The following is a 24,316-nucleotide window of genomic DNA, read 5'->3' on the forward strand; positions in this document are numbered from 1 at the left end:
TGCGACCTGTGGTGCGGATGGGGGAGGACCTAGTGCGACTCGGGCTCAGCCTCGGATACCAGACGGCGTGGAGCACGCCGGCCGATCACCTGGCTTTCGCCCAGGAGGCGGACCGGCTCGGCTACTCGGTGGTGTGGGCGGCGGAGGCCTACGGCTCCGACTCGCCGAGCATGCTCGCCTGGATGGCCGGGCAGACGGAGCGGATCGACCTGGGCAGCGCGGTGATGCAGATCCCCGCCCGTACCCCGGCGATGACCGCGATGACCGCGGCGACCATCGACGCGCTGTCCGGCGGCCGGTTCCGGCTGGGCCTCGGCGTGTCCGGCCCGCAGGTCTCCGAGGGCTGGCACGGCGTGCGGTTCGCCAAGCCGCTGGCGCGGACCCGCGAGTTCGTGGACATCGTGAAGCTGGCCGTCGCCCGCAAGGCTGTCGCGTACGACGGCGAGTTCTACACGCTGCCGCTGCCCGACGGCCCGGGCAAGGCGCTGAAGCTGGGCTTCCACCCGCCGCGCGAGCACATACCGATCTACCTCGCGGCCGTGGGCCCGAAGAACCTGGAACTGGCCGGCGAGATCGCCGACGGCTGGCTGGCCGTCTTCTACGCCCCCGAGTTCGCCGAGGAGCAGCTCGCGTCGGTGCGCGCCGGTCGGGCGAAGGCCGGCAAGGAGCTGGCCGGCTTCGACGTGGTTCCGTCGGTGCCCGTGGTGGTCGGCGACGACATCGCCACCTGCGCCGAGTTGGTCCGCTGGTACGCGGCCCTCTACGTCGGCGGCATGGGCAGCCGCCAGCAGAACTTCTACAACCAGCTGGCCACCCGCATGGGCTACGGCGACGCCGCCCGCGAGGTGCAGGAGCTCTACCTGGCCAAGCGGCAGCGCGACGCGGCCGCCGCGGTGCCGATGGAGTTCATCGACCGCACCTCGCTGCTGGGCCCGAAGGAGCGCATCGCCGAGCGGATGCGGGAGTACGCCGCTGCCGGCGTCACCACCCTGTCCGTGAGCCTGTTCGCCGCAGACCGGGACAGCGGCGTGCACACCCTGCGTACCGTCGCCGAGGCGCTGGACCTCTCGGGAGTCGGGGAGTGACCTGGATCGAGGCCATCGTCCTGGGCGTCGTCCAGGGACTGACGGAGTTCCTTCCGGTCAGCTCGTCCGGTCACCTGCGGATCACCTCGGCGATCTTTTTCGACCAGGACGCCGGAGCGTCGTTCACCGCGGTCACCCAGCTGGGCACCGAGGCGGCGGTGCTGATCTACTTCGCCAAGGACATCTGGCGCATCACCCGTACGTGGCTGGTCGGCATCAGGGACAAGTCGGTGCGCTCCAGCCTCGACTACCGGATGGGCTGGTACGTCATCGTCGGCTCGATCCCGATCGGGTTGTTCGGTTTCCTGTTCAAGGACCAGATCCGCACCGCCGGTCGGAACCTGTGGCTGGTGGCCACCACCCTGATCGTGTTCGCGTTCGTGCTCGCGTTCGCCGAGTACTGGGGCCGGCAGAGCCGGACCCTGGAGAACTTCCGGATGCGGGACGGCGTGGTGATGGGTTTCGCCCAGGCGATGGCGCTGATCCCCGGGGTGTCCCGCTCCGGCGGCACGCTCACCGCCGGGCTGCTGCTCAACCTCACCCGGGAGGCGGCGGCGCGCTACTCGTTCCTGCTCGCCATCCCGGCGGTGGTGATGTCCGGGATCTTCAGCGTCGGTGACGTGTTCGAACCGGCGGCCCCCGGCACGTCGGTGCCGAGCGTGGCCCAGATGATCGTCGCCACCATCATCGCCTTCGGCGTGGGGTACGCGGCCATCGCCTGGCTGCTGCGCTACGTCGCCCACCACACCCTGTACGTCTTCGTGCTGTACCGGGTCGCGCTGGGCACCCTGGTGCTCGCCCTGCTGATGACGGGCACCATCAGCGCCACCTGACCCGCCCGCCCGCGCCCGGGGCTCCCGGGCCCGCGCGACACCGGCGGTGGATGTGCCGCCGGCCGGCACCGAGTCAACGGTGCCGGCCGGCGATCCCCCTTGTGGTGGAAAGTCTGTGTCAGTCGTGTTCGGGTCAGCTGTTCCAGTGCTCGGCGACGAGGTCGGCGGCCTGCTGCTCCCACTGGGCGTAGTGGTCGGGGTACGCCGACACCTGCACCGTCTGGGCGGCCTTGGTCAGGGGCATGTCCTGCCACCCGTCGACCTGCTTGAGGCCCTTGAGGAACGCCGTCGTCGAGTACTCGGGGTCGGTGATCTGCTCGACGGTGCCCCACCCGCTGGAGGGGCGCTGCTGGAACAGGCCCTGCGAGTCGTGGTCGTTGCGGTCACCCAGATGACCCAGGTTCTCCAGCTTCGACTCCTGCAACGCGGTCGCGATCGAGACCACGGCGGCGCGCTCGTTCATGCCGGCCTTCTTCGTCGCGGCGATGATGGCCTTGACGTTGGCGACCTGCTCGTCGGACAGGTCGATACGCGACTGCGCGCCCTGCACACCATGCGGCACCAGCGTGCCCATGTCCGGCTTGTCGGCGCGCACGGCGACGGCGACGGCGGTGGTGTCCACGCTCGGGGCGCTGGTGTGGGTGGTGTCGGTCATCGGGCCGGCGGCCACACCACCGGCGAACGCCAGACCGGCGATACCGAGCATGCTGTTACGAATGATCGTGTTCATCGAAGATGCTCCATTCGGGGGTTGGCACCCGCACCGAGGGGGATCGGCTACGCGGATGCAAGCACCGTCCGGCGCCCATGAACTCAAGGGGATCTCCGGCGTCTCGCCGAAGTGGAAGACCAGATCGGCCGTATCGACCGGGGGATCAGATTGGCCGTGTCGGCCGGGAGGATCGGGCTGTTCGCGGGGCGGGGGATGCCCTCACGTCGGCCGGACCATGTGTAACGACCGCCGGCCCGCCATCATTCCGGGGCCGCACCATCGGTGTAGCGGCGCGTCCTTGCTCGGTCGTACGCAGGGTGTAACGACCCCGCCGCAGCCACGATTCCGCCCCCACGATGCCCCCGGTCACACCCCGAAACCGGACACGCACCCCGAATCGTGAACCCGATGACGCCCGCCCATGCCGCACCGGACACCCAAGACGTGGCCGGACACCATCCGCGCCCGGGGGCCGAGGCGCGACCTTTGTGGGACCTTGGTACGAGACGGCCCGTGGCGGGGCGGTTTCGTACCAGGAGCCACCGGTGCCGCCGACCGGCACGCATGATCGGTTGACGCTCCCCCCGAGCTCCCCGCTGCCCTCCGCCCGGGCCCACGTCAACGGATCATGGGACGCGCTCGTGAACCAACCGGCCGAGATCAGGACGTCATGTACCCACAACGCCCGGGAAACGTCCACACGCCCTGACCACCAGACGCTACGAGGCAGGCGGAGCGCAGCGCCACGGGCGCAGGCGCGCGGGCGGACGCTAGGGATGCAGGGCGGGCACGGCCCGGAATGGAGAGTGAGCCGACGACGGTGAGCGGGCACCGACGGGGTGTGGCCCGCCGTGCCCGGCGCAGGGATCAAGCCTGACCGCCCGGAGCCGGGCACGGCAGGCCACACCCCCCACGACGACACCGCAACCAGTGGCGGCCGATGACCGGGGCGGCGACACGAGGACCGCATCCGTGGCCATCCCACGCACACCAGTGGACGACCGCCGCCGGGCGCAGGTCATAGGGTGGTCCCGTGGCGACCCTTCTGCTTCTGCGACACGGCCGGACGACCGCGAACGCGGACGGCGGGCTGGCCGGCCGCCAGCCCGTGGAGCTGGACGAGACGGGCCGGGCCCAGGCGAGCGCGGTCGGCGAGCGGCTGCGGGCGGTGCCGCTCGCGGCGGTGGTGACCAGCCCGCTGATCCGGTGCCGGCAGACCCTGGAACTGGCGTTGCCCCAGGCCAGCCCGGTGGTGGAGGAGGGGCTGATCGAGTGCGGCTACGGGGCCTGGGAGGGGCAGCCGCTGAAGAAGCTCGCCAAGGAGCCGCTCTGGCCGGTGGTCCAGCAGCACCCGAGCGCCGCGGTCTTCCCCGAGGGGGAGTCGATGGCGGCGATGGCGGCGCGGGCGGTCGCCGCGGTGCGTACGTGGGACGCCCGGATCACCGCGGAGCACGGCCCCGAGGCGGTCTGGCTGGCGTGCAGCCACGGCGACGTGATCAAGGCGATCGTGGCCGACGCGCTCGGCGTACACCTGGATCTGTTCCAGCGGATCGTGGCCGACCCGGCCTCGGTGACGGCGATCCGTTACACGCCGCTGCGGCCGTTCCTGGTGCGGCTCAACGACACCGGCGGCGACCTGGCCGGGCTGGTGCCGCCGCCGCGCAAGCGGCACCGACGGGCGGCGAAGGCGGCCGGCGCGGCCGACTCCGACGCCCCGGTCGGCGGCGGCGCGGGAGCGGGCCGGTGACGGGCCGGCGGCTCCCCGGCCCACGGCCCCACGGCACGGCGCGGCCTCCGGCGGGACGCTACCGGGGCGTGGCGGTCGCCCCGTCCGCGACCATGCCCCGGCGCGGGCCGGGAGCCCGGTTGACGACCACGCGCCGGCGCGCGCCCGGGCTCCCGCCGGCCGCCACGCCCGGGTGTGGCGCGCCGTGCACCGGGCGCGGCGGGCGCACGGCGATTCGGGTCGGTGGGGTGCGCGGCGCTGTGGTGCGCCGGATAGGGTCGTGGGTATGACCCACCAGGTGCACGCCTTCGAGCCGCCGGAGCGGTTCGTCGCCGGGACGGTCGGCCCGCCGGGGGAGCGCACGTTCTTCCTCCAGGCGCGCGGCGGTGGCCGGCTGGTCAGCGTCGCGCTGGAGAAGGTCCAGGTGTCGTTGCTGGCCGAGAAGCTCGAGGAGCTGCTCTCCGAGGCGCAGCGCCGCTTCGGCGTGGAGCTGCCCGAGCCGGTGGCCGTCGTTGGGGACAACGACCCGCTGGACACGCCGGTCGACGAGGAGTTCCGGGTCGGCACGCTCGGGCTGGCGTTCGACGTGGACACCGCGACCGTGGTGATCGAGGCCATCGCCGTGGGCGAGGCGGAGGTCGAGGTCGAGCTCGGCGAGCCCGACGACGAGGACGCCGAGGACGAGGACGAGGAGCCCGACGAGGACCTCGACAGGCTCCGGGTGCGGCTGACCCCCGAGGCGACCCGCCAGTTCATCGAGCGGGCCCGGCGGGTGGTCAACGCCGGTCGTCCGCCCTGCCCGCTCTGCGGCCAGCCGCTGGATCCCGCCGGTCATCTCTGTCCGCGCCACAACGGTTACCACCGGTGACGTCGTCGGATCTCCAGCCCCGACAGGACGGTGAGGCCGCGCTCCGGTTGCTCCGGGACGGCCACCTGGACCTGGAGGGGCGGCTCGTCGACGCCTCCAACACCACCCTGCGGGGCATCCTGACCCTCAACGGGGTCACGGCCCGCTGCGTCTACAAGCCGGTACGCGGCGAGCGCCCGCTGTGGGACTTCCCGGACGGCACGCTGGCCGGCCGGGAGGTCTCGGCGTACGTGGTCTCCCGGGCCACCGGGTGGGACCTGGTGCCGCCGACGGTGCTGCGCGACGGCCCGTTCGGGCCGGGATCGTGCCAGCTCTGGATCGACGAGCCGGAGGAGGCCGAGCCCCTGGTCGGGTTCGTGCCGGCCGACGCGCTGCCGCCCCGCTGGTTCGCGATCGCCGCGGCCCGCGACGACGACGGCACACCGTACGCGTTGGCCCACGCCGACGATCCGAGACTGGCCCGGCTCGCGGTGCTCGACGCGGTCATCAACAACGCGGACCGCAAGGGCGGGCACGTGCTGGTCGGTCCGGACGACCGGATCTACGGCGTCGACCACGGGGTGAGCTTCCACGTCGAGGAGAAGCTGCGCACGGTGCTCTGGGGCTGGGCTGGCCGGCGGCTGCCCGCGGACGCCGTGGAGATGCTCGACGGGCTTGCCGGCCAGCTGCCCGGGGCGCTCGGCGCCGAACTGGCCGACCACCTGACCCTCCGGGAGGTCGCCGAACTGGCGGCCCGGGTCGACCGGCTGCGGCACACCGGCCTGTTCCCGCAGCCGTCGCAGGACTGGCCGGCGGTGCCCTGGCCCCCCATGTGAACGCGCGACGCGCGGCGATCCGGCCCCGCCGACGCGCCCCCGAGGCTGTCATGATGATCACTGTGGGCCGGGCCTGCCGCACTGCGCCGGCTCGTTAGGCTGACGGTCATGGACTCTTGGGCGGGACATGAGGTGCCGCGGCTGCCGGGCAGGGGCCAGCCGCTGTCGTTGTTCGACTCGGCGCGGCAGGGCACCCACACGAGCGATCCGGCCGGCACCGCGACCATGTACGTCTGCGGCATCACCCCGTACGACGCCACGCACCTGGGCCACGCCGCCACCATGATCGCGTTCGACCTGGTGCAGCGGGTGTGGCGGGACGCCGGCCGGGACGTGCGCTACGTGCAGAACGTCACCGACATCGACGATCCGCTGCTGGAGCGGGCCGAGCGGGACGGCGAGGACTGGAAGGTCCTGGCGATGCGGGAGACCGCATTGTTCCGGGAGGACATGGAGGCGCTGCGGATCATTCCGCCGGCGCGCTACGTCGGTGCGGTGGAGTCGATCCCCGACATCGCCGACAAGGTCCTCCTGCTGCTCAAGGACGGGGCCGCGTACCGCCTGGACGACGGGACCGGCGACGTCTACTTCGACCTCGCCGCCTCCCCCCGCTTCGGCTACGAGTCCAACCTGACCCGCGAGCAGATGCTGGAGATCTTCCCCGAGCGCGGGGGCGACCCGGACCGGGCCGGCAAGCGCGACCCGCTCGACCCGCTGCTGTGGCGCGGCGCCCGCGACGGCGAGCCGTCCTGGCCGGGTGGCGAGCTGGGCGCCGGCCGCCCCGGCTGGCACATCGAGTGCACGGTCATCGCGCTCAACCTGCTCGGCGACCGGATCGACGTGCAGGGCGGCGGCAACGACCTGATCTTCCCCCACCACGAGTGCTCGGCCGCGCACGCCGAGCGGCTCACCGGCGCGGCACCGTTCGCCGCGCACTACGTGCACGCCGGCATGATCGGCCTCGACGGCGAGAAGATGTCGAAGTCCCGGGGCAACCTGGTCTTCGTCTCCCGGCTGCGCGCCGACCAGGTCGACTCGATGGCGGTCCGGCTGGCCCTGCTGTCCGGGCACTACCGCGCCGACCGCGCCTGGACCGACGAGCTGCTCGCGACGTCGGTCGAGCGGCTGGCCCGTTGGCGGCAGGCCGCCGCCGCGCCAGCCGGTCCGTCGGGCGACGAGTTCCTGGCCGGCGTACGCGCCCGCCTCGCCGACGACCTGGACTCGCCGGGCGCCCTGGCGCTGGCCGACGGGTGGGCCGAGGCGACCCTCGCCGGCACCGCCGACGACCCGGCCGCCCCCGCCCTCTTCGCCGCCACCCTGGACGCCCTCCTCGGCATCCGCCTCTGACTCCACCCCACCCGCCCCCACCCGCCCTCCCTGGCGGCGTCGATCATGCAGTCGTGGTGCCCCGCGAAGGGTGCGGAACGGCGGTGACCGCCCACCAGAAGTGCATGATCGGCGGGGGGGGGTCAGCCCAGGACCAGGCCGGGGTCCGGAGTGGGGTCGGGGGCCGGGGCGGGGATCTTGTACTCCTCGGTCAGCGTGGTGACCGGGCCGGGCCAGGTGGCCTGGGCGACCTCGATCGGCTTGCGGTGGCCGTCGTAGGCGACGTGCAGCAGGTGCAGCACCGGGGTGTCGGGGCGGATCTGGAGGATCTCGGCCTCCTCCCGGCTGGGCTGGCGGGCGCTGATGGTGTCGGTGGCCGAGACGTACCGCCGGCCGGTGGCCTCCTCGGCTTCCTGGTAGAGCGGCCGGCCGAACGCCTCGGCGCGCTCCAGCGAGGTGCCGGCGGCGTCGGCGGGCAGGAACCACGAGGCGCCCACCTCGACGGGGGAGTCCTCGGTGCGCACGAGGTGGCGCCGGCAGAGCAGGTCGGTGCCGTCGGCCACCCCGAACGCGTCGGCCACCTCCGGCGGGGCGGGGGCCCGGCCGACGGAGACGAGCTGCTGGCGGTACCGCGCAGCCAGGTCGGTGTGGTAGCCGCGGAAGCCGCCGTAGCGGCCCCGGGAGAGCCGGTTGAGCCGCCGCCGGGTGCCTCGGACGTACGTCCCGGAGCCGGGCTTGGTGATCAGGATGCCCTCGACCCGCAGCTGGTCGACGGCGCGCTGCACGGTCTGCTTCGCCACACCGAACATCTCGGCGATGGCCGGGATTGACGGCAGCCGCTCGCCCGGAGCCCAGTCGCCGCGGCGGATCTGGGCCTTGAGCTGCGCGGCGATCTGCCGATGCGGGAACTCGGCCGCCCCCGGATTGATCTGCATGCCCGCCTCCTCGATCACAGCTAGGTTCCTAGGATGCCCTAGAGGTGGTGACCGCGCCACCCCGGACACGCCAAAACACCGGCCCCGAACGACACGTGTCCGGGGCCGGTGGGGCAGGCAGGAGTGTTACCAGGAACCGGCAGTGGGGCCGGCGGAGCCGCCGCGGCGGCGCAGGTACTTCTCGAACTCCTGGGCGATCTCGTCACCCGTCAGCGGCGTGATGCCCGCGTCGCCGACGCGTTCCTCCAGCTCGCGCACGTACTCGCCGAGCTCGGCGTCCTGCTCGGCGGCGCTGCGCACCCGCTGCTCCCACTCGGCGGCCTCCTCGGCCAGGTCGGTCATGGGAACCGGCAGGTCGAGCACCTCCTCGACGCGGTGCAGCAGGGCGAGGGTGGCCTTCGGGCAGGGCGGGTTGTTGGCGTAGTGCGGCACGTGCACCCAGAAGGAGACGGCGTCGACCTCGGCCTTGTTGCAGGCGTCGTGCAGCACGCCGACGATCCCGGTCGGCCCGTCGTAGCGGGTGGGGGTGAGCTGGTAGCGCTGGGCGGCCTCCGCGTCGGAGGCGCTGCCGCTGATGGGCAGCGGCCGGGTGTACGGCACGTCGGCCAGCAGCGCGCCGAGCACGACCACCCGCTCGACCTCCAGGCTGTGGCAGATCTCCAGCACCTGCTCGCAGAAGGTGCGCCAACGCATGCTCGGCTCGATGCCCCGGATCAGCACGACGTCCCGTTCGGTGCCCTCGGGGCTGGCCACCATGAAGCGCGTCGTCGGCCACTCCACCCGGCGGGTCTCGCCCTCGGCCATGGTGATGGTGGGGCGGCTGACCTGGAAGTCGTAGAAGTCCTCCGGGTCCAGCTCGGTGACCTGCCGGGCCTGCCACACCTGCTCCAGGTGCTCGACGGCGGCGGTCGAGGCGTCGGCGGCGTCGTTCCAGCCCTCGAACGCGGCGATCGCCACGGGGGACCGCAGCACCGGCAGTCCGTCGAACTCGGTCACGCCGTCACCTCACCCTGCTCGTCGGGGGCGGCGCCGGGACCGGACCCGGTCGTCCGCCCGCCGGGCGTGGTGCTGTCGCTGTAGTCCTTCACGTCCGTCAGCCTACGTGTCGGGGCGGGATGCGGCCCGTCGGCCGCGCCGGTCGGGCCCGGCGGCGGCCGGTCATACCACGATGAACCGGACAGCGTGATCCCGCTGACACAATGTGGGAAGGCACGTGCGGGGGAATCGATCGGGCGGCGACGGCACTAACCTGATTCCGTGCGGACCTCATTGCTCGACGTACTGGCAGACCGGATTCTCATCGCCGACGGCGCCATGGGCACGATGTTGCAGGCGGCCGACCTCACCCTGGACGACTTCGAGGGCTACGAGGGCTGCAACGAGGTCCTCAACGCCACCCGGCCGGACGTCGTACGCGGGGTGCACGAGGCGTACCTGGCCGCCGGGGCGGACTGCGTCGAGACGAACACCTTCGGGGCCAACCTGGCCAACCTGGGTGAGTACGACATCCAGCACCGCATCCGCGAACTCTCCGAGGCCGGGGCCCGCCTCGCCCGGGAGGCCGCCGACGCGTACGCCACCCCCGAGCGACCCCGCTTCGTGCTGGGCTCGATCGGCCCGGGCACCAAGCTGCCGACCCTCGGGCACGCCGACTACGCGACCCTGCGCGACGCGTACCAGGAGAACGCCGAGGGCCTGATCGAGGGCGGGTCGGACGCGCTGATCGTGGAGACCTGCCAGGACCTGCTGCAGGTCAAGGCCGCCGTGGTCGGCTCGAAGCGGGCCATGGCCCGGCTCGGCCGGACGGTGCCGATCATCTGCCACGTCGCCGTGGAGACCACCGGCACCATGCTGGTGGGCAGCGAGATCGGGGCGGCGCTGGCGGCCATCGAGCCGTTGGGGGTCGACCTGATCGGGCTGAACTGCTCGACCGGGCCGGCCGAGATGGGCGAGCACCTGCGCTACCTCTCCCGGCACTCCCGGATCCCGCTGTCGGTGATGCCGAACGCCGGCCTGCCGGTGCTGACCGCCGACGGGGCGTACTTCCCGCTGACCCCGGTGGAGCTGGCCGACGCGCTGGAGCGCTTCGTCACCGAGTACGGCGTCTCGCTGGTGGGCGGCTGCTGCGGCACCACCCCCGAGCACATCCGGGTCCTCTCCGAGCGCCTGCACGGCGCGCGCCCGGCGCCCCGCGAGCCGCGGCACGAGGCCGGCGTCTCGTCGGTCTACCACCCGGTGCCGTTCGCCCAGGACGCCTCCCTGCTGATGGTGGGGGAGCGGACCAACGCCAACGGTTCCAAGGCGTTCCGCGAGGCCATGCTCGCCGGCGACTGGCGCGCCTGCGTGGAGATCGCCCGTAGCCAGGCCCGCGACGGCTCGCACCTGCTGGACCTCTGCGTCGACTACGTCGGGCGCGACGGCACGCAGGACATGCGTGAGCTCGCGGGCCGCTTCGCCACCGCCTCCACCCTGCCGATCATGCTGGACTCGACCGAGCCGCCGGTGATCGAGGCGGGGCTGGAGATGCTCGGCGGCCGGTGCGTGGTCAACTCGGTCAACTTCGAGGACGGGGACGGACCGGAATCCCGCTACGCCCGGGTGATGCCCATCGTCCGCGAGCACGGCGCCGCCGTGGTGGCGCTGCTCATCGACGAGGAGGGGCAGGCGCGGACCGCCGACTGGAAGGTACGGGTCGCGGGGCGGCTGATCGACGACCTCACCGGGCGGTGGGGGATGGACCGCTCGGACATCCTGATCGACGCGCTGACGTTCCCGATCGCCACCGGCCAGGAGGAGACCCGGCGCGACGGCATCGAGACCATCGAGGCGATCCGGGAGATCGCCCGCCGCTATCCGGGGGTCAACTTCACCCTCGGCATCTCCAACGTCTCGTTCGGGCTCAACCCGGCGGCCCGGCAGGTGCTCAACTCGGTCTTCCTGCACGAGTGCCGCGAGGCCGGCCTGACCAGCGCCATCGTGCACGCCAGCAAGATCCTGCCGTTCAACAAGATCCCCGACGAGCAGCGGGAGGTGGCGCTGGACCTCGTCTACGACCGGCGCCGCGAGGGTTACGACCCGGTGCAGAAGTTCATCGAGATCTTCGAGGGCGTGGACGCCGCGTCGGCGCGGGCCGGGCGGGCGGAGGAGTTGGCCGCGCTGCCGCTGGAGGAGCGGCTGAAGCGGCGGATCATCGACGGCGAGCGCAACGGCCTGGAGGCCGACCTGGACGCGGCGATGGCGCAGGGGCGCAGCCCGCTGTCCATCATCAACGACATCCTGCTCGACGGCATGAAGGTCGTCGGCGAGCTGTTCGGCTCCGGCCAGATGCAGCTGCCGTTCGTGCTCCAGTCCGCCGAGGTGATGAAGACCGCCGTGGCGTACCTGGAGCCGCACATGGAGACCGCCGAGGACGGCGGCAAGGGCCGCATCGTGCTGGCCACGGTGCGCGGGGACGTGCACGACATCGGCAAGAACCTGGTGGACATCATCCTGTCCAACAACGGCTACGAGGTCGTCAACATCGGCATCAAGCAGCCGATCAACGCGATCCTGGAGGCCGCCGAGCAGCACCGGGCCGACGCGATCGGCATGTCCGGGCTGCTGGTCAAGAGCACCGTGATCATGAAGGAGAACCTCGCCGAGATGGCGTCGCGCGGGGTCGCGGAGCGCTGGCCGGTGCTGCTGGGCGGGGCGGCGCTGACGCGGGCGTACGTCGAGGACGACCTGCGGGCGATGTTCCCCGGCCAGGTGCACTACGCCCGGGACGCCTTCGAGGGACTGTCGCTGATGGACCGGGTGATGACGGCGAAGCGCGGTGGGGCGCCCGTGATCGACCCGGAGCGGGAGGCGGCGTTGGCGGCCCGGCGGGCGCGCCGCGAGCGGCAGCGGGCGATCGTCAGTGAGTCGCTGCCGGAGCTGGACGACGCCTCGGTCCGCTCCGACGTGGCCACCGACGTGGAGGTGCCCGCCCCGCCGTTCCTGGGCACCCGGGTGGTCAAGGGCGTGCCGCTGGCCGACTACGCGGCCCTGCTCGACGAGCGGGCCACCTTCCTCGGGCAGTGGGGCCTGCGGGGGGCCCGCAGCGGGCAGGGCCCGTCCTACGAGGAGTTGGTGGAGACCGAGGGCCGGCCCCGGCTGCGCTACTGGCTGGACCGGCTGATCGCCGACCAGGTGCTGGAGGCGGCCGTGGTGTACGGCTACTTCCCGGCGTACGCCGAGGGCAACGACCTGGTGGTGCTGGACGAGAACGGGCACTCCGAGCGGGCGCGGTTCTCCTTCCCCCGGCAGCGGCAGGAGCGGCGGCTCTGCCTGGCCGACTTCTTCCGTCCGCGCGGCGACGAGCTGGACGTGGTGGCGTTGCAGTTGGTCACGGTGGGGCAGCCGATCAGCGAGTACACGGCGAAGATGTTCGCCCGCAACGAGTACCGCGACTACCTGGAGGTGCACGGGCTGTCCGTGCAGCTCACCGAGGCCCTCGCGGAGTACTGGCACCGGCGGATCCGCTCCGAGCTGATCCTGCCGGGCGGTCGTACGGTGGCCGACGACGATCCGGCGGACCTGGCGGGTCTGCTGCGCACCGACTACCGGGGCTGCCGGTACGCGTTCGGCTACCCGGCCTGCCCCGACCTGGAGGACCGGGCGAAGATCGTGGAGTTGCTGGGCGCGGAGCGCATCGGCGTGCAGCTGTCGGAGGAGTTCCAGCTGATGCCGGAGCAGGCGACGGACGCGATCGTGGTGCACCACCCGGAGGCGAGCTACTTCAACGCCAAGTGACGGGCGCAGGTGCTGAACTCGTCGTCGATCTCTCGGACCGGAGTTTTGTCGTCACGCCAAGCAGTGTTCGCTGAACGCGCCGATCGGGAGCTGATCCCGATCGGCGCGTCGCGGGCCGCGGTATCAGCCGAGGTGCCGGGCGAAGAACCGTAGCGTGCTTTCCAGCTCGAATGCCGGGATCTCCCCGTGCTTGCCGGGGTTAGCGTGCAGCGTCTTCTCGGCTGAGGCCAAGGCGTCGAACAGCGCCAAGCCCTGGGCCCGTGGCACCCGCTCATCGTCCCACTGGAGCAGGAACTCCACCGGGACGGTGATCCGCGCGGCGGCCTCGGCTGATGCCAGCGCCCCGCCCAGGCCCAGCACCGCCGCACGGACCCGGGATTCGGCGGCAACGAACGGAACGCCGAGTCCGCAGCCCAACGACACGCCCCAGTAGCCCACGGGTCCAGCGCCGACGTGTTCGAGTCGCTGGACCGCGTCCAGGACCGCCTGCCATTCCGGAACGGTCCGGCGGGCTACGAGCGCCTGGAAACCAGCGATCAGCGGAGCCAACTCCTGCCCGGCGTCCGCGCGCGCCTGGTTCTCGGTCGCGATCCGGTGGTACTCCTCGACCTTCGGCCGGTCGCCATGGCCGGGCACGTCGACCGCCGCCACCGCGAAACCACACTCGGCCACGAAGCGGCGCGCACGGGCCACGACGCCGGGCGCCTTCTTGTGTTGACCGCCGCCGTGTCCCATGAAAATGAGAGGACGAGCGCCGGCGGCACCCTCTGGCGTCCACAGCACGCCGGGAATCTCACCGAGGGTGAACAGCTGTTCGGAGACACCGTCGGACGACGTCTCGGAGATGAAGCGCATAGCGTTCAAGCCTTTCGGAATGCCTTTGCGGACACTCCCTAGGCCGTGCGGGGGAGGGAGTCCCGACCTGTCATAGCGTTGATCGGTCTCACCTCCTCAGCTCGCAGCACAGCGACGCCGAACGTACCACAAGGCTTCATCCATGTCTGGGGCGGCCGCACCGCCCGCCGCGTCGGTTTCGTCGCCCTGGCCACGTGAGCCCCACAGGAGTGTCGAGATGCCGAGTCGGGTTGCGGCTGTCAGGACAATGTTGGTATGAGTCAATCTACGAGACGCCTGACCGGAGTCGTCGGGCGGTTTGGTCGCCCCCGTTGTCACCGCGCTCTTGACGAACGTTTGCGCTGCACCTGGACGCCAGTGGACGGCGGCGAGCCCGGTCGGCGACGGCCGGGGTCGCTCCGGGCGTGATTCCAGCGTGGTGGCTCGTGTCTTCTTCCCCGTCGAGGTCTTATTCCTAGAATGGAAATACCGGGATCCTGCATGGAATCATCAGACATCTTGGCAGTCGTGGCGATAGTGACCGCGGTGCTGTCTGCGATCTACAGCCACCGTTTGTCCCGGCGGGCCCATCACGTCTCCACTTACTACGGCGTCATCGGTCTCTTCAGGGAGTTGGACAAGACGTTCCTGGAATATCCCGAGATCCGGCCCTACTTTTATGACGGAAAGCCTGTCGGTGACGATGAGCCGGATCGGCACAGGATCCGAGCTGCCGCGGAACTGATCCTGGACACCTTCGAGTGGATTTGGTATCGACGGAAGGACTTGAACGCCAAGGGCGAGGAGGGGTGGAGGGCGTACATCGTCGACACGTTCTCTTCCAGTCCGGCACTTCAGCACCATTACGCGAGTTCCGCGTCCTGGTATCCGGGGATCACCCGTCTGATCGCTGAACACGGGATCGCTCTGGCAGATGGAATGGTCAGCTCAGGTGATGTGAGCGTCGGTGGACGTCGTGGCCGGGGTCGCTTCGACGGTGCCCGCGAGGGGGTGTCCATCGAGGGGGCGGCGAATGACTGACGGGTGTCGTACGGCTTCGGCGACCGGTCCCGTCCGGGGCGGTCGGCGTCGGGCCGGCGCGGCTCGTCGACGATGGCCAGCGTGCCCCGCCCGGCCCGGGCGCGCCGGCGGGGCACGGGCCGGCGCGGTGGCCCGGAGGAGGAAACCTTCATATCTCAGATCCAGGGACGTAGACATCTTTCATGTTCTATCGATGTCCCGCTATATTGCCGAGCAGTGTCGATCTCTCCCGATGACGAGGTGCACATGTTCGACAACCCGACGCTTCGGCGGCGTACCCTCTTGGCGGCCGTCGCCGGCGCCGCGGCCGTCCCCATCGTCGCCGGCCCCGCGTGGGCGGCGTTGCCGAAGGTCTACATCGACCCGGGCCACGGCGGCACCGACCCCGGCGCGGTCGGCAACGGGCTGCAGGAGAAGGCCCTGACGCTCGACATCTCCCTGCAACTGCGCAACATCCTGCTGGCCAACTGGGGCGTCGACGTCCGGATGTCCCGGACGACCGACATCACCCGCAGCCTGGCGTACCGCACGGACGACGCCAACGCGTGGGGCGCGAACCTGCTCGTGAGCGTGCACATCAACTCCGGCGGCGGCACCGGCTTCGAGAGCTACCGGTACCCGACGGCGGGGGCGGCCACCGTCAACCTGCACAACGCGCTGCACCCGAGGGTGATCGGCGCCATGCGGACGATCGGCGGGGTCACCGACCGAGGGCTGAAGACCGCGAACTTCCACATGCTGCGCGAGGCGGCCATGCCCGCGGTGCTGACCGAGAACCTCTTCATCGACAGCGTCGCCGACTCGAACCTGCTCAAGCGGGCGGACTTCATCACCGCCGTCGCCCGGGGGCACGCCGAGGGTATCGCCGCCTACCTCGGCCTCGGCACCACCAACCCGCCGCCCACGGGCGGCACCATCGTGGACAACGCCACGGCGGGGCGGTTCACGGCGAGCACCAACTGGGGCACCTCCTCGTACTCGGCCCAGCGCTACGGGGCCGACTACCGCTTCGCCAACCCCACGCCCGCCAGCGACGCCGCCTGGTTCAAGGTGAACATCCCGACGGCCGGCGACTACCGGATCGAGGTGCGGCACCCGGCCGACCCCGGTTACAACAGCTCGGCCCCGCACGTCGTCGTCACCGCCTCGGGCAACCGCACGGTCAACGTGGACCAGCGCTCCAGCGGCGGCGTGTGGCGCTCGCTGGGCACCTTCGGACTGGCCGCCGGTGACCGCAACCTGGTCGCGGTGAGCCGCTGGACCAGCACCCCCGGCTACGTGGTGGCTGACGCCGTCCGGGTCACCAAGGTCTGACCGCACCGCCCTGGGGGCGGACCGGGATCGTGTGACCACAGGATCCCGGTCCGCTCCCACGTCCGTGCCAGTTGTGGAATTCGCGCACCCGGCAGACCAGGACCGCGCCGCCGGCCGATCCTCCTCCGGCCACAGTCGCCGCTGCTGCCCGCCGTGGTGGAGCGCGATCCGGGCCCAGCACACTCAGGCGCCTGTGGTGTCCACGGCCGCGACTGTACCGAGGGGACGACAGCCCTGCGAGCCGCCGCGGGCGGGCATCGACGCGGACGCCGGGCCGGCGATCGACGGGCGTCACCCGGGCCGCCGACGACACGCCCGAGACCGACATGTGGGGTGTGACAACGACGCCAACCCTATATATGGTGTCGGCGCAGCTGGTTCGGCCGCTCATCCGGAGCGGTCGAGGCAAGAGGGAACCCGGTGGGAATCCGGGACTGCCCCGCAGCGGTGAGTGGGAACGACCGCCGTCATCAGCACTGGGCCGCCAGCGGCCTGGGAAGCGACGGCCAGTAGGAGACCGGCGAGTCCGGTCGCGCCCGCGAGTCCGAAGACCTGCCAGTGCGCCGTACGCCCGCATCCGGGTGTGCGGCGGTCCGAGGCCGCGTGGGACGGCCGACGCCATCCCGACGCGTGCCCGGCGCGCGTCGTCGTCGGTGTCCGCTCCCCGCGTGCCCAGGAATTCCGTCTGGGATCAAGGCTCGCGAGGAGTGAGTGGTGACAGTCACCGAGGTTGTTCCGGCCGACGATGCGGCCGTGGCGGGCCAGCGGCGGCCGCAGATGCGGGTCCGCAAGCGCGACGGCGGCACCGAGGCGGTCGACGTCAACAGGATCGTCCGTGCGGTCGAGCGGTGGGCCGACGACCTCGCCGACGTCGACCCGCTGCGGGTGGCGACCCGGACGATCAGCGGCCTGTACGACGGGGCGACGACGGCCGAACTGGACCGGCTGTCCATCCAGACCGCCGCGGAGATGCTCGGTGAGGAGCCGCAGTACTCGCGGCTGGCCGCCCGCCTGCTGGCCGGGTACGTCGACAAGGAGGTCCGCCGGCAGGGCATCGGCTCCTTCAGCGAGGCGATCCGGCGCGGCCACGCCGAGGGCCTGATCGGCGACGACACCGCGGCGTTCGTCGCCGCCCACGCGAGCGCCCTCGACGCGGCCGTCGATCCGCGCGGTGACCTGCGCTTCGAGTACTTCGGGCTGCGGACGGTCTACGACCGGTACCTGCTGCGCCACCCGACGAGCCGGCTGGTGCTGGAGACCCCGCAGTACTGGCTGCTTCGCGTGGCCTGCGGCCTGTCGCAGGCACCGGACGAGGCGATCGAGTTCTACCGGCTGATGTCGAGCCTGGCGTACCTGCCGAGTTCGCCGACGTTGTTCAACTCCGGCACCCGGCACACCCAGATGTCCTCCTGCTACCTGGTCGACTCCCCGCGCGACGAGCTCGACTCGATCTACCAGCGGTACGCGCAGGTGGCGAACCTGTCGAAGTTCGCCGGAGGGATCGGCATCGCGTTCTCGCGGGTCCGCTCGCGGGGCGCGCTGATCAGGGGCACCAACGGGCAGTCCAACGGGATCGTGCCGTGGCTGCGGACGTTGGACGCCTCGGTGGCGGCGGTCAACCAGGGCGGCCGGCGCAAGGGGGCGGCCTGCGTCTACCTGGAACCGTGGCACCCGGACGTCGAGGAGTTCCTCCAACTGCGGGACAACACCGGTGAGGACGCCCGGCGCACCCACAACCTGAACCTGGCCAACTGGATCCCGGACGAGTTCATGCGGCGGGTGGAGTCCGACGGGGTGTGGTCGCTGTTCGACCCGGACGTGGTGCCGGAGCTGCCGGACCTGTGGGGGGAGGAGTTCGACGCGGCGTACCGGGCCGCCGAGGAGCAGGGCCGCTACGTGCGGCAGGTCCCGGCGCGGGAGCTGTACGGACGGATGATGCGCACCCTCGCCCAGACCGGCAACGGGTGGATGACGTTCAAGGACGCCGCGAACCGGCTGTGCAACCAGACCGCCGAGGCGGGCAACGTGGTGCACCTGTCCAACCTGTGCACCGAGATCGTCGAGGTCTCCAGCGACGCCGAGACCGCCGTGTGCAACCTCGGTTCGGTGAACCTCGCCGCCCACCTGGGCGCGGACGGCATCGACTGGGAGCGGCTGCGCGCCACCGTCCGCACCGCCGTGACGTACCTCGACCGGGTCATCGACATCAACTACTACCCGACGCCGCAGGCGGCGGCGAGCAATCCCCGCTGGCGTCCCGTCGGGCTCGGCCTGATGGGCCTGCAGGACGTGTTCTTCGCGCTGCGGCTGCCGTTCGACTCCCCGGCCGCCCGGGAGTTGTCCACCCGGATCAGCGAGGAGCTGTACCTGACCGCCCTGGAGACCTCCGCCGACCTGGCGCGACGCTCGGGCGCCCACCCGGCGTACGGGCAGACCCGGGCGGCGCGCGGGCAGCTGCAACCCGACCTGTGGGGTGTCACGGGGACCCAGACGGCGCGGTGGAGCGCGCTGCGGGAGCGGGTCGCCGCGTACGGGCTGCGCAACTCGCTGCTGGTGGCGATCGCGCCGACCGCCACCATCGCCTCGATCGCCGGTTGTTACGAGTGCATCGAGCCGCAGGTGTCCAACCTGTTCAAGCGCGAGACCCTGTCGGGGGAGTTCCTCCAGGTCAACACCGCCCTCGTGCGGGAGTTGAAGGCGCGTGGCCTGTGGACGGAGCGGATCCGCTCGGCGATCAAGCGCGCCGAGGGCTCCGTGCAGGACGTCGCGGAACTGCCGGCCGAGGTGCGGGAGCTGTTCCGTACCGCATGGGAGCTGCCGCAGCGGGCGCTGATCGACCTGGCCGCGGCCCGCGCCCCGTACATCGACCAGTCGCAGTCGTTGAACCTGTTCCTGGCCGCGCCGACGATCGGCAAGCTCTCCTCGATGTACCTGTACGCCTGGAAGGCCGGGCTGAAGACGACGTACTACCTGCGTTCGCGGCCGGCCACCCGGATCCAGCAGGCCACCGTCGCGCCCGTCGGGCCGGCCCGCGCCGCCGCCGGCGTGGTCGCGGCGGTGGCGACCGTCGACGAGGCGCTGGCCTGCTCCCTGGAGAACCCCGAGTCGTGCGAGGCCTGCCAGTGACCGCCACGACCACCAGCGAACCGAGGACCACACACATGCTGCTCGACCCGGGGATGGATCTCACCCTGCGCCCGATGCGCTACCCGCACTTCTTCGACCGCTTCCGCGACGCCATCCGCAACACCTGGACGGTGGAGGAGGTCGACCTGCACGCTGACCTCGCCGACCTCGACCGGCTCTCCCCGGCCGAGCGGCACCTGGTCAGCCGCCTCGTCGCGTTCTTCGCCACCGGCGACACCATCGTCGCCAACAACCTCGTGCTCAACCTGTACCAGCACGTCAACTCGCCGGAGGGCCGGCTCTACCTGTCGCGGCAACTGTTCGAGGAGGCCGTGCACGTCCAGTTCTACCTCAACCTGCTCGACACCTACGTGCCCGACGAGACCGAACGCTTCGCCGCGTTCGCCGCCATCGAGAACATCCCGTCGATCCGGCGCAAGGCGGAGTTCTGCTTCCGCTGGATCGACTCGCTGGGCGAGCTGCGGCAGCTGCGTACCCGACAGGACCGGCGGGCCTTCCTGCTCAACCTGATCTGCTTCGCCGCCTGCATCGAGGGGTTGTTCTTCTACGGCGCCTTCGCCTACGTCTACTTCCTGCGCTCCCGGGGGCTGCTGCACGGCCTGGCGTCGGGCACCAACTGGGTGTTCCGCGACGAGTCCATGCACATGGCCTTCGCCTTCGACGTGGTGGAGACGGTCCGGGGGGAGGAGCCGGACCTGTTCGACGACGAGCTGGCCGCTCAGGTGCGGCAGATGCTCGCCGAGGCCGTCGAGTGCGAGGTCCAGTTCGCCGAGGACCTGCTCGGCCAGGGGGTACCCGGGCTGTCCCTGGCCGACATGCGCGAGTACCTGCAACACGTCGCCGACCGGCGGCTCGCGCAGCTCGGCATCCCCGCCCACTACGGCTCGACCAACCCGTTCGCGTTCATGGAGTTGCAGGACGTCCAGGAGCTGTCGAACTTCTTCGAGCGGCGCGTGTCGGCGTACCAGGTCGGGGTGAGCGGCACGGTGGCCTTCGACGACGACTTCTAGTACGGCGGGCCGCCGCGGATCACGTCGCCTCCATCGAGACGTCGAAGGCGACGTCGCGGACGTCGGCGACCGGGTGCCCGCGCAGCAGGTGCAGCAGGTCCCGCCAGGGTGCGGACCAGCCGTACGCCCTGCCGGCGCCGGCCAGGGCCACCGCGAACAGGCCCGTGGTGGCCTCGCCCCGGGCGGCGAGGGAGCGGGCCGTGGCGAGCACCGCCTCGGCGTCGAGGACCGTCGGGGAGGCGGTGCGCCCGCCGAGGAGGTGAGCGAGCCGGGCGGCGAGTGCCGGCCGGTCCGCCACCAGTTCCGCGATCGTGAGGATCTCGGCGGTGAGCTGCCCGGGTGTCGCGTCGCCGAGCGGCAGCACGCTGGTCAGCAGGGTGCCCGCCTGGGCCACGTACGCGCGGTGCCGGCCCAACTCGTCCGCCGCCCGCCGGACCGGCGCCGGGTCGCGCTGTGGCCCGAGGGTGCGGGACACCGCGGCCACCACGGCGTCGATCCGGCGCCGGGCCGGGCGGTCCCCGGTGGGGCCACCGGGGTTCGCGTCGGCGTCGTCGATGCGCACGAGGTCGCGCAGGGCGGCGGCGAGCACGTCCCGCTCGGGGCGGTCCGGGTGGCGCAGCACCGCGTCCACCATCGGGCGCACCCGCTGCCAGTCGTACTGCCCGCCCAGGTCGGTGAGCGCCGCCAGGATCAGGTCGGTGAGGTCGGGCGCCCAGGGCAGCCAGTGCACGAGCTGGGGCCAGGCGAGCCGCCCGACCTCACGGTCGGGGCTCGCGCAGGCCTGGGCGACGAGGGCGGCGTAGCGGGGGCGCTGCGGTGCCGCGACCCCGTCGGGCGGGGTCGCCAGCACGGTCAGCGACTCCTCCCGGCTCCCGACGACCGCCTCTTCGAGGATCGGCCAGCTCTCCGGCGCGTGCAGTCGCTGCCGGGCGGCGGCGACGATCGCCGCCCGTACGTCGCGGTGCTGGCCGGGCTGGCGCCACGCCGACACCAGCACCGCCATCGCCTCCGGCGGACCGAAGCGGCCGAGCAGCCGGACGGCCTGCTTGCGGCTGGTCACCTTGCCCCGCCCCAGGGCGACGCCGGCCAGCGGGGCCACCAGGTCGGCCGGGCGGGTGAAGCGGACGGCGCGGGTGGCGGCGTACAGGGCGACCCTGGCCCGCTCGTCGTCGGCGTGGGACAGCAGCAACGGCAGTGCCTGGTCGGGCCGGTCGGTCCACGGCAGGGCCGTCAGGGCCGCCTCGGCCAGGGTGACGTTCGGTGAGTCGACGTGGCGCAGCACCAGCTCGCGCCCGGCGTCGGGCACCGGCGCGGCGGCCCGTACGGCGGCGGCCCGTACGGCGGCGGCCCGATGGTGCAGCGGGGTGCCGGCGTCGGCGGCGAGCCGCGCCTGCAGCCGTACGAACGCCTCCTGCTGGTGGGGCGTCCACCGCTCGGCGTGCACGGGCTGGCCAGGGATCCAGCGGGTGCCGGCGGTGAGGAACGCGCCCTTCGGCGGGTGCCGCAGCACCCGGTCGAGCAGGTCGGTGCGTCGGGCGCTGACGGTCCGCCACACCGTGGGCAGGGTGATGGTCGAGCTGTCGGAGTGCAGCACGTACGCCACCCGCTGCGCCCGGGTCCCCGGGTCGGCCAGCCACAGCTCGACGGCCTCCCGCACGACGGCGGCGACGGTGCCGGGGGCCGTCGCCCGGCGCAGCAGTTCCTGGAGTTCGGGCACGTGCCAGGCCCGCCGCCCCAGGGCCCAGGTCACCGCGAACAACGCGGTGAACTGGCCCCGGGCCATACCGGCCTCGACCCATCCGCGCAGCCGGGCGAAGACGAGCGTCTCCTGGCCGCGGCGCAGCGTCTTGTCGAACCGCCCGAGCGGCGGCAGCCGGTGCCCGCCGAAGAGCCGGTCGAGGGTGTCCAGCGCCCAGCGCAGCAGGGCCGGTTCGTCGACGTGCCGACCCAGCACCCGGGCGGCGAGGGTGCCGAGCGCGGCGAGGGTGCGCGTCGACGCGTCGCGAGTGGTCGTGGCGTCGACGGTGATCCGGGTCAGCACCTCGACGGCGTCCGCGCGCAGCAACGGGGCCAGGTTCGCCAGCTCCGCCAGCGCCACGGCCCGGACCGGGTCCTGCTCGTTGCGCAGCCGGTCCAGCCTGGTCAGGGCCTCGGCCGCCGCGGCGGGGTCGCGGCTGCGCCGGGCGGCGGCCAGGAGCAGTTCGTACGCGACGGCCCGGTCGCGCGCGTCGGCGGCGCGCAGGGCGGGGGTGAGCGCCGCCGACGCCGCCGGCCAGGGCAGCAGGGCGCTCCACGAGCGCACCTGCGCCTCGTCGTGGCGGACGTCGTCGAGGGCGAGCACCCGGCGTGCCTCCCGCTCCCGCCAGGCGTGCGGCAGCACCTCCATCAGCGGCGCGTCGGGGATCCGGGCGGCCGTGTCGACGTCGGCGAACACCGCGTCGTACAGGCCGCCCCGCCGGGACGGGGGTAGCGCCGCCAACAGCCGGTCCAGTGAGTTGTTGCGGCCGCGTACCCGCCGACCCAGTGCGACCAGGTCCGCCTGCGGCAGCCGGACGAGCCGACGCAGCAGCGTCGGGGGCAGCCACTGGTAGCCCACCCAGTCGGCGCGCGACGGCGCGGTCAGCAGGGCCAGCACCCGGCGCGGCGCGGACGCGGCGAGCGGCCCGTAGTCCGCCAGGTCGCCGGGGAGGCGTCCGGTGGGCGCATACCGTTCGAGCAGCGTCAGCGCGCGTTCCGGTCGACGCCGGCCGGCGAGCAGGACCCGCGCGCCGTGCGTGGACCACCAGTGGTCCCGCTCGCCGGGGTGGATGTCGGGCAGCGTCGACTCCGCGTGGTCGAGCACCACGTCGCCGTGGCGACGGGCCAGGCAGACGGAGTTCGACAACGCGTGTTCGACGGCCGGCAGCAGCCGGCGGACGGTGTCCGCCCCGCAGGCGGGCAGCAGGGCGACCGCCTCGACGGCGCCGAAGCGCCCCAGCACGCCGTCGACCAGGCCGTCGGCGACCGCCGGCCGGCGCAGGTGCCGCAGCGACCGGTAGACCAGGTGACGCAGGTCGGCCGGCGCGTCCTGCACGAAGGCGCGCAGGTCGTCGCCGGCGAGCCAGCCGGCGCGCAGGCCCGCCTTCACGGCGACCGCCCGGATCGTGCCGTGCGGGTCGCCGAGCGCCGCCCGCACCGCCGCGTGGTCGCCGACGATCCCGGCGGCGGTGACGGCCAGGAACCGGTGGTACGACGACGCCTCGCCGCGCAGCTCCGCGAGGATCTCCGGCAGCTCGCCCCTGCCGGCCGTCTCGCGGGCCCGGCGGGCGAGCGTCGCCATCCGCTCCCGGTGGGCGAGCGCGTCCAGGTCGCCGAGCAGCCGTCGTGTTGATCTCCGCACGTCGCTCATTGTGTCGGTCGGGGGGCCGTTCCGCCGACCCGTTTCCCCCCGGGGCCTGCCGGCGGCGGCGCGACGGCGCGCAGCGAGGTGGTCGTGGCGACCACGACGCCGACCGTCGCGAGCAGCACCAGCGACGCGAGGCTGGGCAGTGCGGCGGTCGCCGGAGCGGCGAGCACCACCACCAGCAGTCCGAGCATCCGACGCCGGCAGAACCGGCCTGTCGCGCGTCTCCAGATCAGTTGGTCGCCGGCGAGGAAGACGACAGCAGCGCGACCACCAGGAACCCCTCGAACAGCCCGGTGGGGTGGAAGTTCGCCGACATCAGCTCGGTGACGTTGAAGAACGCGTAGACGAAGACCAGGTCGAGGAACAGTTCCAGGCGGGTCACCCCGCCCGGACCGGGCTGGATCCGCCCGGACACCGCGGCGCGGATCCGCCCCGTTCCCGACGCTCTCATCGGCACCCGACCACTCTCCCAACCGGCGGGCAGGCGCCACGCGGGATCGCCGAAGCCGAGC

Annotated in this window: 18 protein-coding genes and 1 riboswitch; of the genes, 11 read left to right on the forward strand and 7 right to left on the reverse strand. The window is 72.4% G+C overall.

Annotated elements, in window-relative coordinates:
* Positions 1-32 precede the first annotated feature (32 nt).
* Positions 33-1,085: an LLM class F420-dependent oxidoreductase gene (locus DER29_RS15430; RefSeq protein WP_121397963.1), complete on the forward strand. Its 1,053-nt coding sequence runs from the start codon at positions 33-35 to the stop codon at positions 1,083-1,085.
* Positions 1,082-1,918 (forward strand): undecaprenyl-diphosphate phosphatase, encoded by an 837-nt coding sequence (locus DER29_RS15435; protein ID WP_121397964.1) that lies wholly within the window; start codon positions 1,082-1,084, stop codon positions 1,916-1,918. Before DER29_RS15430 ends, DER29_RS15435 begins: the two co-directional genes overlap by 4 nt.
* A gap of 133 nt (positions 1,919-2,051) precedes the next feature.
* Here the strand turns inward: DER29_RS15435 and DER29_RS15440 are convergent, their stop codons facing one another.
* On the reverse strand, positions 2,052-2,648 hold the full coding sequence (locus DER29_RS15440) for a hypothetical protein (protein WP_121397965.1): 597 nt from the start codon (positions 2,646-2,648) through the stop codon (positions 2,052-2,054).
* 1,015 nt (positions 2,649-3,663) lie between these two features.
* Here DER29_RS15440 and DER29_RS15445 point away from each other — a divergent pair.
* From DER29_RS15445 to mshC, 4 genes are all read left to right on the forward strand, one after another.
* Positions 3,664-4,377 (forward strand): histidine phosphatase family protein, encoded by a 714-nt coding sequence (locus DER29_RS15445; protein WP_121397966.1) that lies wholly within the window; start codon positions 3,664-3,666, stop codon positions 4,375-4,377.
* Positions 4,378-4,642: 265 nt separating this feature from the next.
* The gene (locus DER29_RS15450; protein WP_121397967.1) at positions 4,643-5,224 is read left to right on the forward strand and encodes a DUF3090 domain-containing protein; all 582 of its coding nucleotides are present in this window, start codon (positions 4,643-4,645) and stop codon (positions 5,222-5,224) included.
* Positions 5,221-6,039: an SCO1664 family protein gene (locus DER29_RS15455; RefSeq protein ID WP_121397968.1), complete on the forward strand. Its 819-nt coding sequence runs from the start codon at positions 5,221-5,223 to the stop codon at positions 6,037-6,039. The genes DER29_RS15450 and DER29_RS15455 overlap by 4 nt, the downstream gene beginning before the upstream one ends.
* A gap of 108 nt (positions 6,040-6,147) precedes the next feature.
* Positions 6,148-7,386 carry a cysteine--1-D-myo-inosityl 2-amino-2-deoxy-alpha-D-glucopyranoside ligase gene (gene mshC / locus DER29_RS15460; RefSeq protein WP_121397969.1) on the forward strand — a complete coding sequence of 413 codons (1,239 nt, stop codon included), beginning with the start codon at positions 6,148-6,150 and terminating at the stop codon, positions 7,384-7,386.
* A 122-nt stretch (positions 7,387-7,508) separates the two neighbouring features.
* Here the strand turns inward: mshC and DER29_RS15465 are convergent, their stop codons facing one another.
* Together DER29_RS15465 and DER29_RS15470 are read right to left on the reverse strand one after the other, a co-directional pair.
* A complete protein-coding gene (locus tag DER29_RS15465) occupies positions 7,509-8,300 on the reverse strand; it encodes a GntR family transcriptional regulator (RefSeq protein WP_121399255.1) in 792 nt (263 codons plus the stop codon).
* 126 nt (positions 8,301-8,426) lie between these two features.
* Positions 8,427-9,296 (reverse strand): PAC2 family protein, encoded by an 870-nt coding sequence (locus DER29_RS15470; RefSeq protein WP_089000610.1) that lies wholly within the window; start codon positions 9,294-9,296, stop codon positions 8,427-8,429.
* 261 nt (positions 9,297-9,557) lie between these two features.
* Between DER29_RS15470 and metH the strand changes: the two genes are divergently transcribed.
* Positions 9,558-13,073, forward strand: coding sequence for a methionine synthase (gene metH, locus DER29_RS15475; RefSeq protein ID WP_199729314.1), 3,516 nt, complete (start codon positions 9,558-9,560; stop codon positions 13,071-13,073).
* A 123-nt stretch (positions 13,074-13,196) separates the two neighbouring features.
* Here the strand turns inward: metH and DER29_RS15480 are convergent, their stop codons facing one another.
* On the reverse strand, positions 13,197-13,928 hold the full coding sequence (locus tag DER29_RS15480) for a dienelactone hydrolase family protein (RefSeq protein WP_121397971.1): 732 nt from the start codon (positions 13,926-13,928) through the stop codon (positions 13,197-13,199).
* A 480-nt stretch (positions 13,929-14,408) separates the two neighbouring features.
* Between DER29_RS15480 and DER29_RS15485 the strand changes: the two genes are divergently transcribed.
* From DER29_RS15485 to DER29_RS15500, 4 genes are all read left to right on the forward strand, one after another.
* Positions 14,409-14,948, forward strand: coding sequence for a hypothetical protein (locus DER29_RS15485; protein WP_148710057.1), 540 nt, complete (start codon positions 14,409-14,411; stop codon positions 14,946-14,948).
* Positions 14,949-15,164: 216 nt separating this feature from the next.
* Entirely contained in the window at positions 15,165-16,262 is a 1,098-nt protein-coding gene (locus DER29_RS15490) for an N-acetylmuramoyl-L-alanine amidase (protein WP_233599820.1), read from the forward strand.
* Positions 16,263-16,620: 358 nt separating this feature from the next.
* Positions 16,621-16,837, forward strand: a riboswitch (cobalamin riboswitch).
* A 202-nt stretch (positions 16,838-17,039) separates the two neighbouring features.
* Positions 17,040-19,388: a ribonucleoside-diphosphate reductase subunit alpha gene (locus DER29_RS15495; protein WP_121399257.1), complete on the forward strand. Its 2,349-nt coding sequence runs from the start codon at positions 17,040-17,042 to the stop codon at positions 19,386-19,388.
* Between the two features lie 35 nt (positions 19,389-19,423).
* A complete protein-coding gene (locus tag DER29_RS15500; RefSeq protein WP_233599822.1) occupies positions 19,424-20,419 on the forward strand; it encodes a ribonucleotide-diphosphate reductase subunit beta in 996 nt (331 codons plus the stop codon).
* 19 nt (positions 20,420-20,438) lie between these two features.
* On the opposite strand, the gene DER29_RS15505 is transcribed toward DER29_RS15500, so the two are convergent.
* The 3 genes from DER29_RS15505 to DER29_RS36090 are packed head-to-tail and all read right to left on the reverse strand — an operon-like array spanning position 20,439 to position 24,261.
* Positions 20,439-23,807 (reverse strand): hypothetical protein, encoded by a 3,369-nt coding sequence (locus tag DER29_RS15505; protein ID WP_121397974.1) that lies wholly within the window; start codon positions 23,805-23,807, stop codon positions 20,439-20,441.
* Positions 23,804-23,995, reverse strand: a complete 192-nt coding sequence (locus DER29_RS15510) for a hypothetical protein (RefSeq protein WP_121397975.1) — start codon at positions 23,993-23,995, stop codon at positions 23,804-23,806. Before DER29_RS15510 ends, DER29_RS15505 begins: the two co-directional genes overlap by 4 nt.
* Positions 23,996-24,033: 38 nt before the next feature.
* The gene (locus DER29_RS36090; RefSeq protein WP_158619028.1) at positions 24,034-24,261 is read right to left on the reverse strand and encodes a low temperature requirement protein A; all 228 of its coding nucleotides are present in this window, start codon (positions 24,259-24,261) and stop codon (positions 24,034-24,036) included.
* Between the last annotated feature and the right edge of the window lie 55 nt (positions 24,262-24,316).

The sequence above is a fragment of the Micromonospora sp. M71_S20 genome (assembly GCF_003664255.1).
In the GTDB taxonomy this organism is placed as follows: domain Bacteria; phylum Actinomycetota; class Actinomycetes; order Mycobacteriales; family Micromonosporaceae; genus Micromonospora.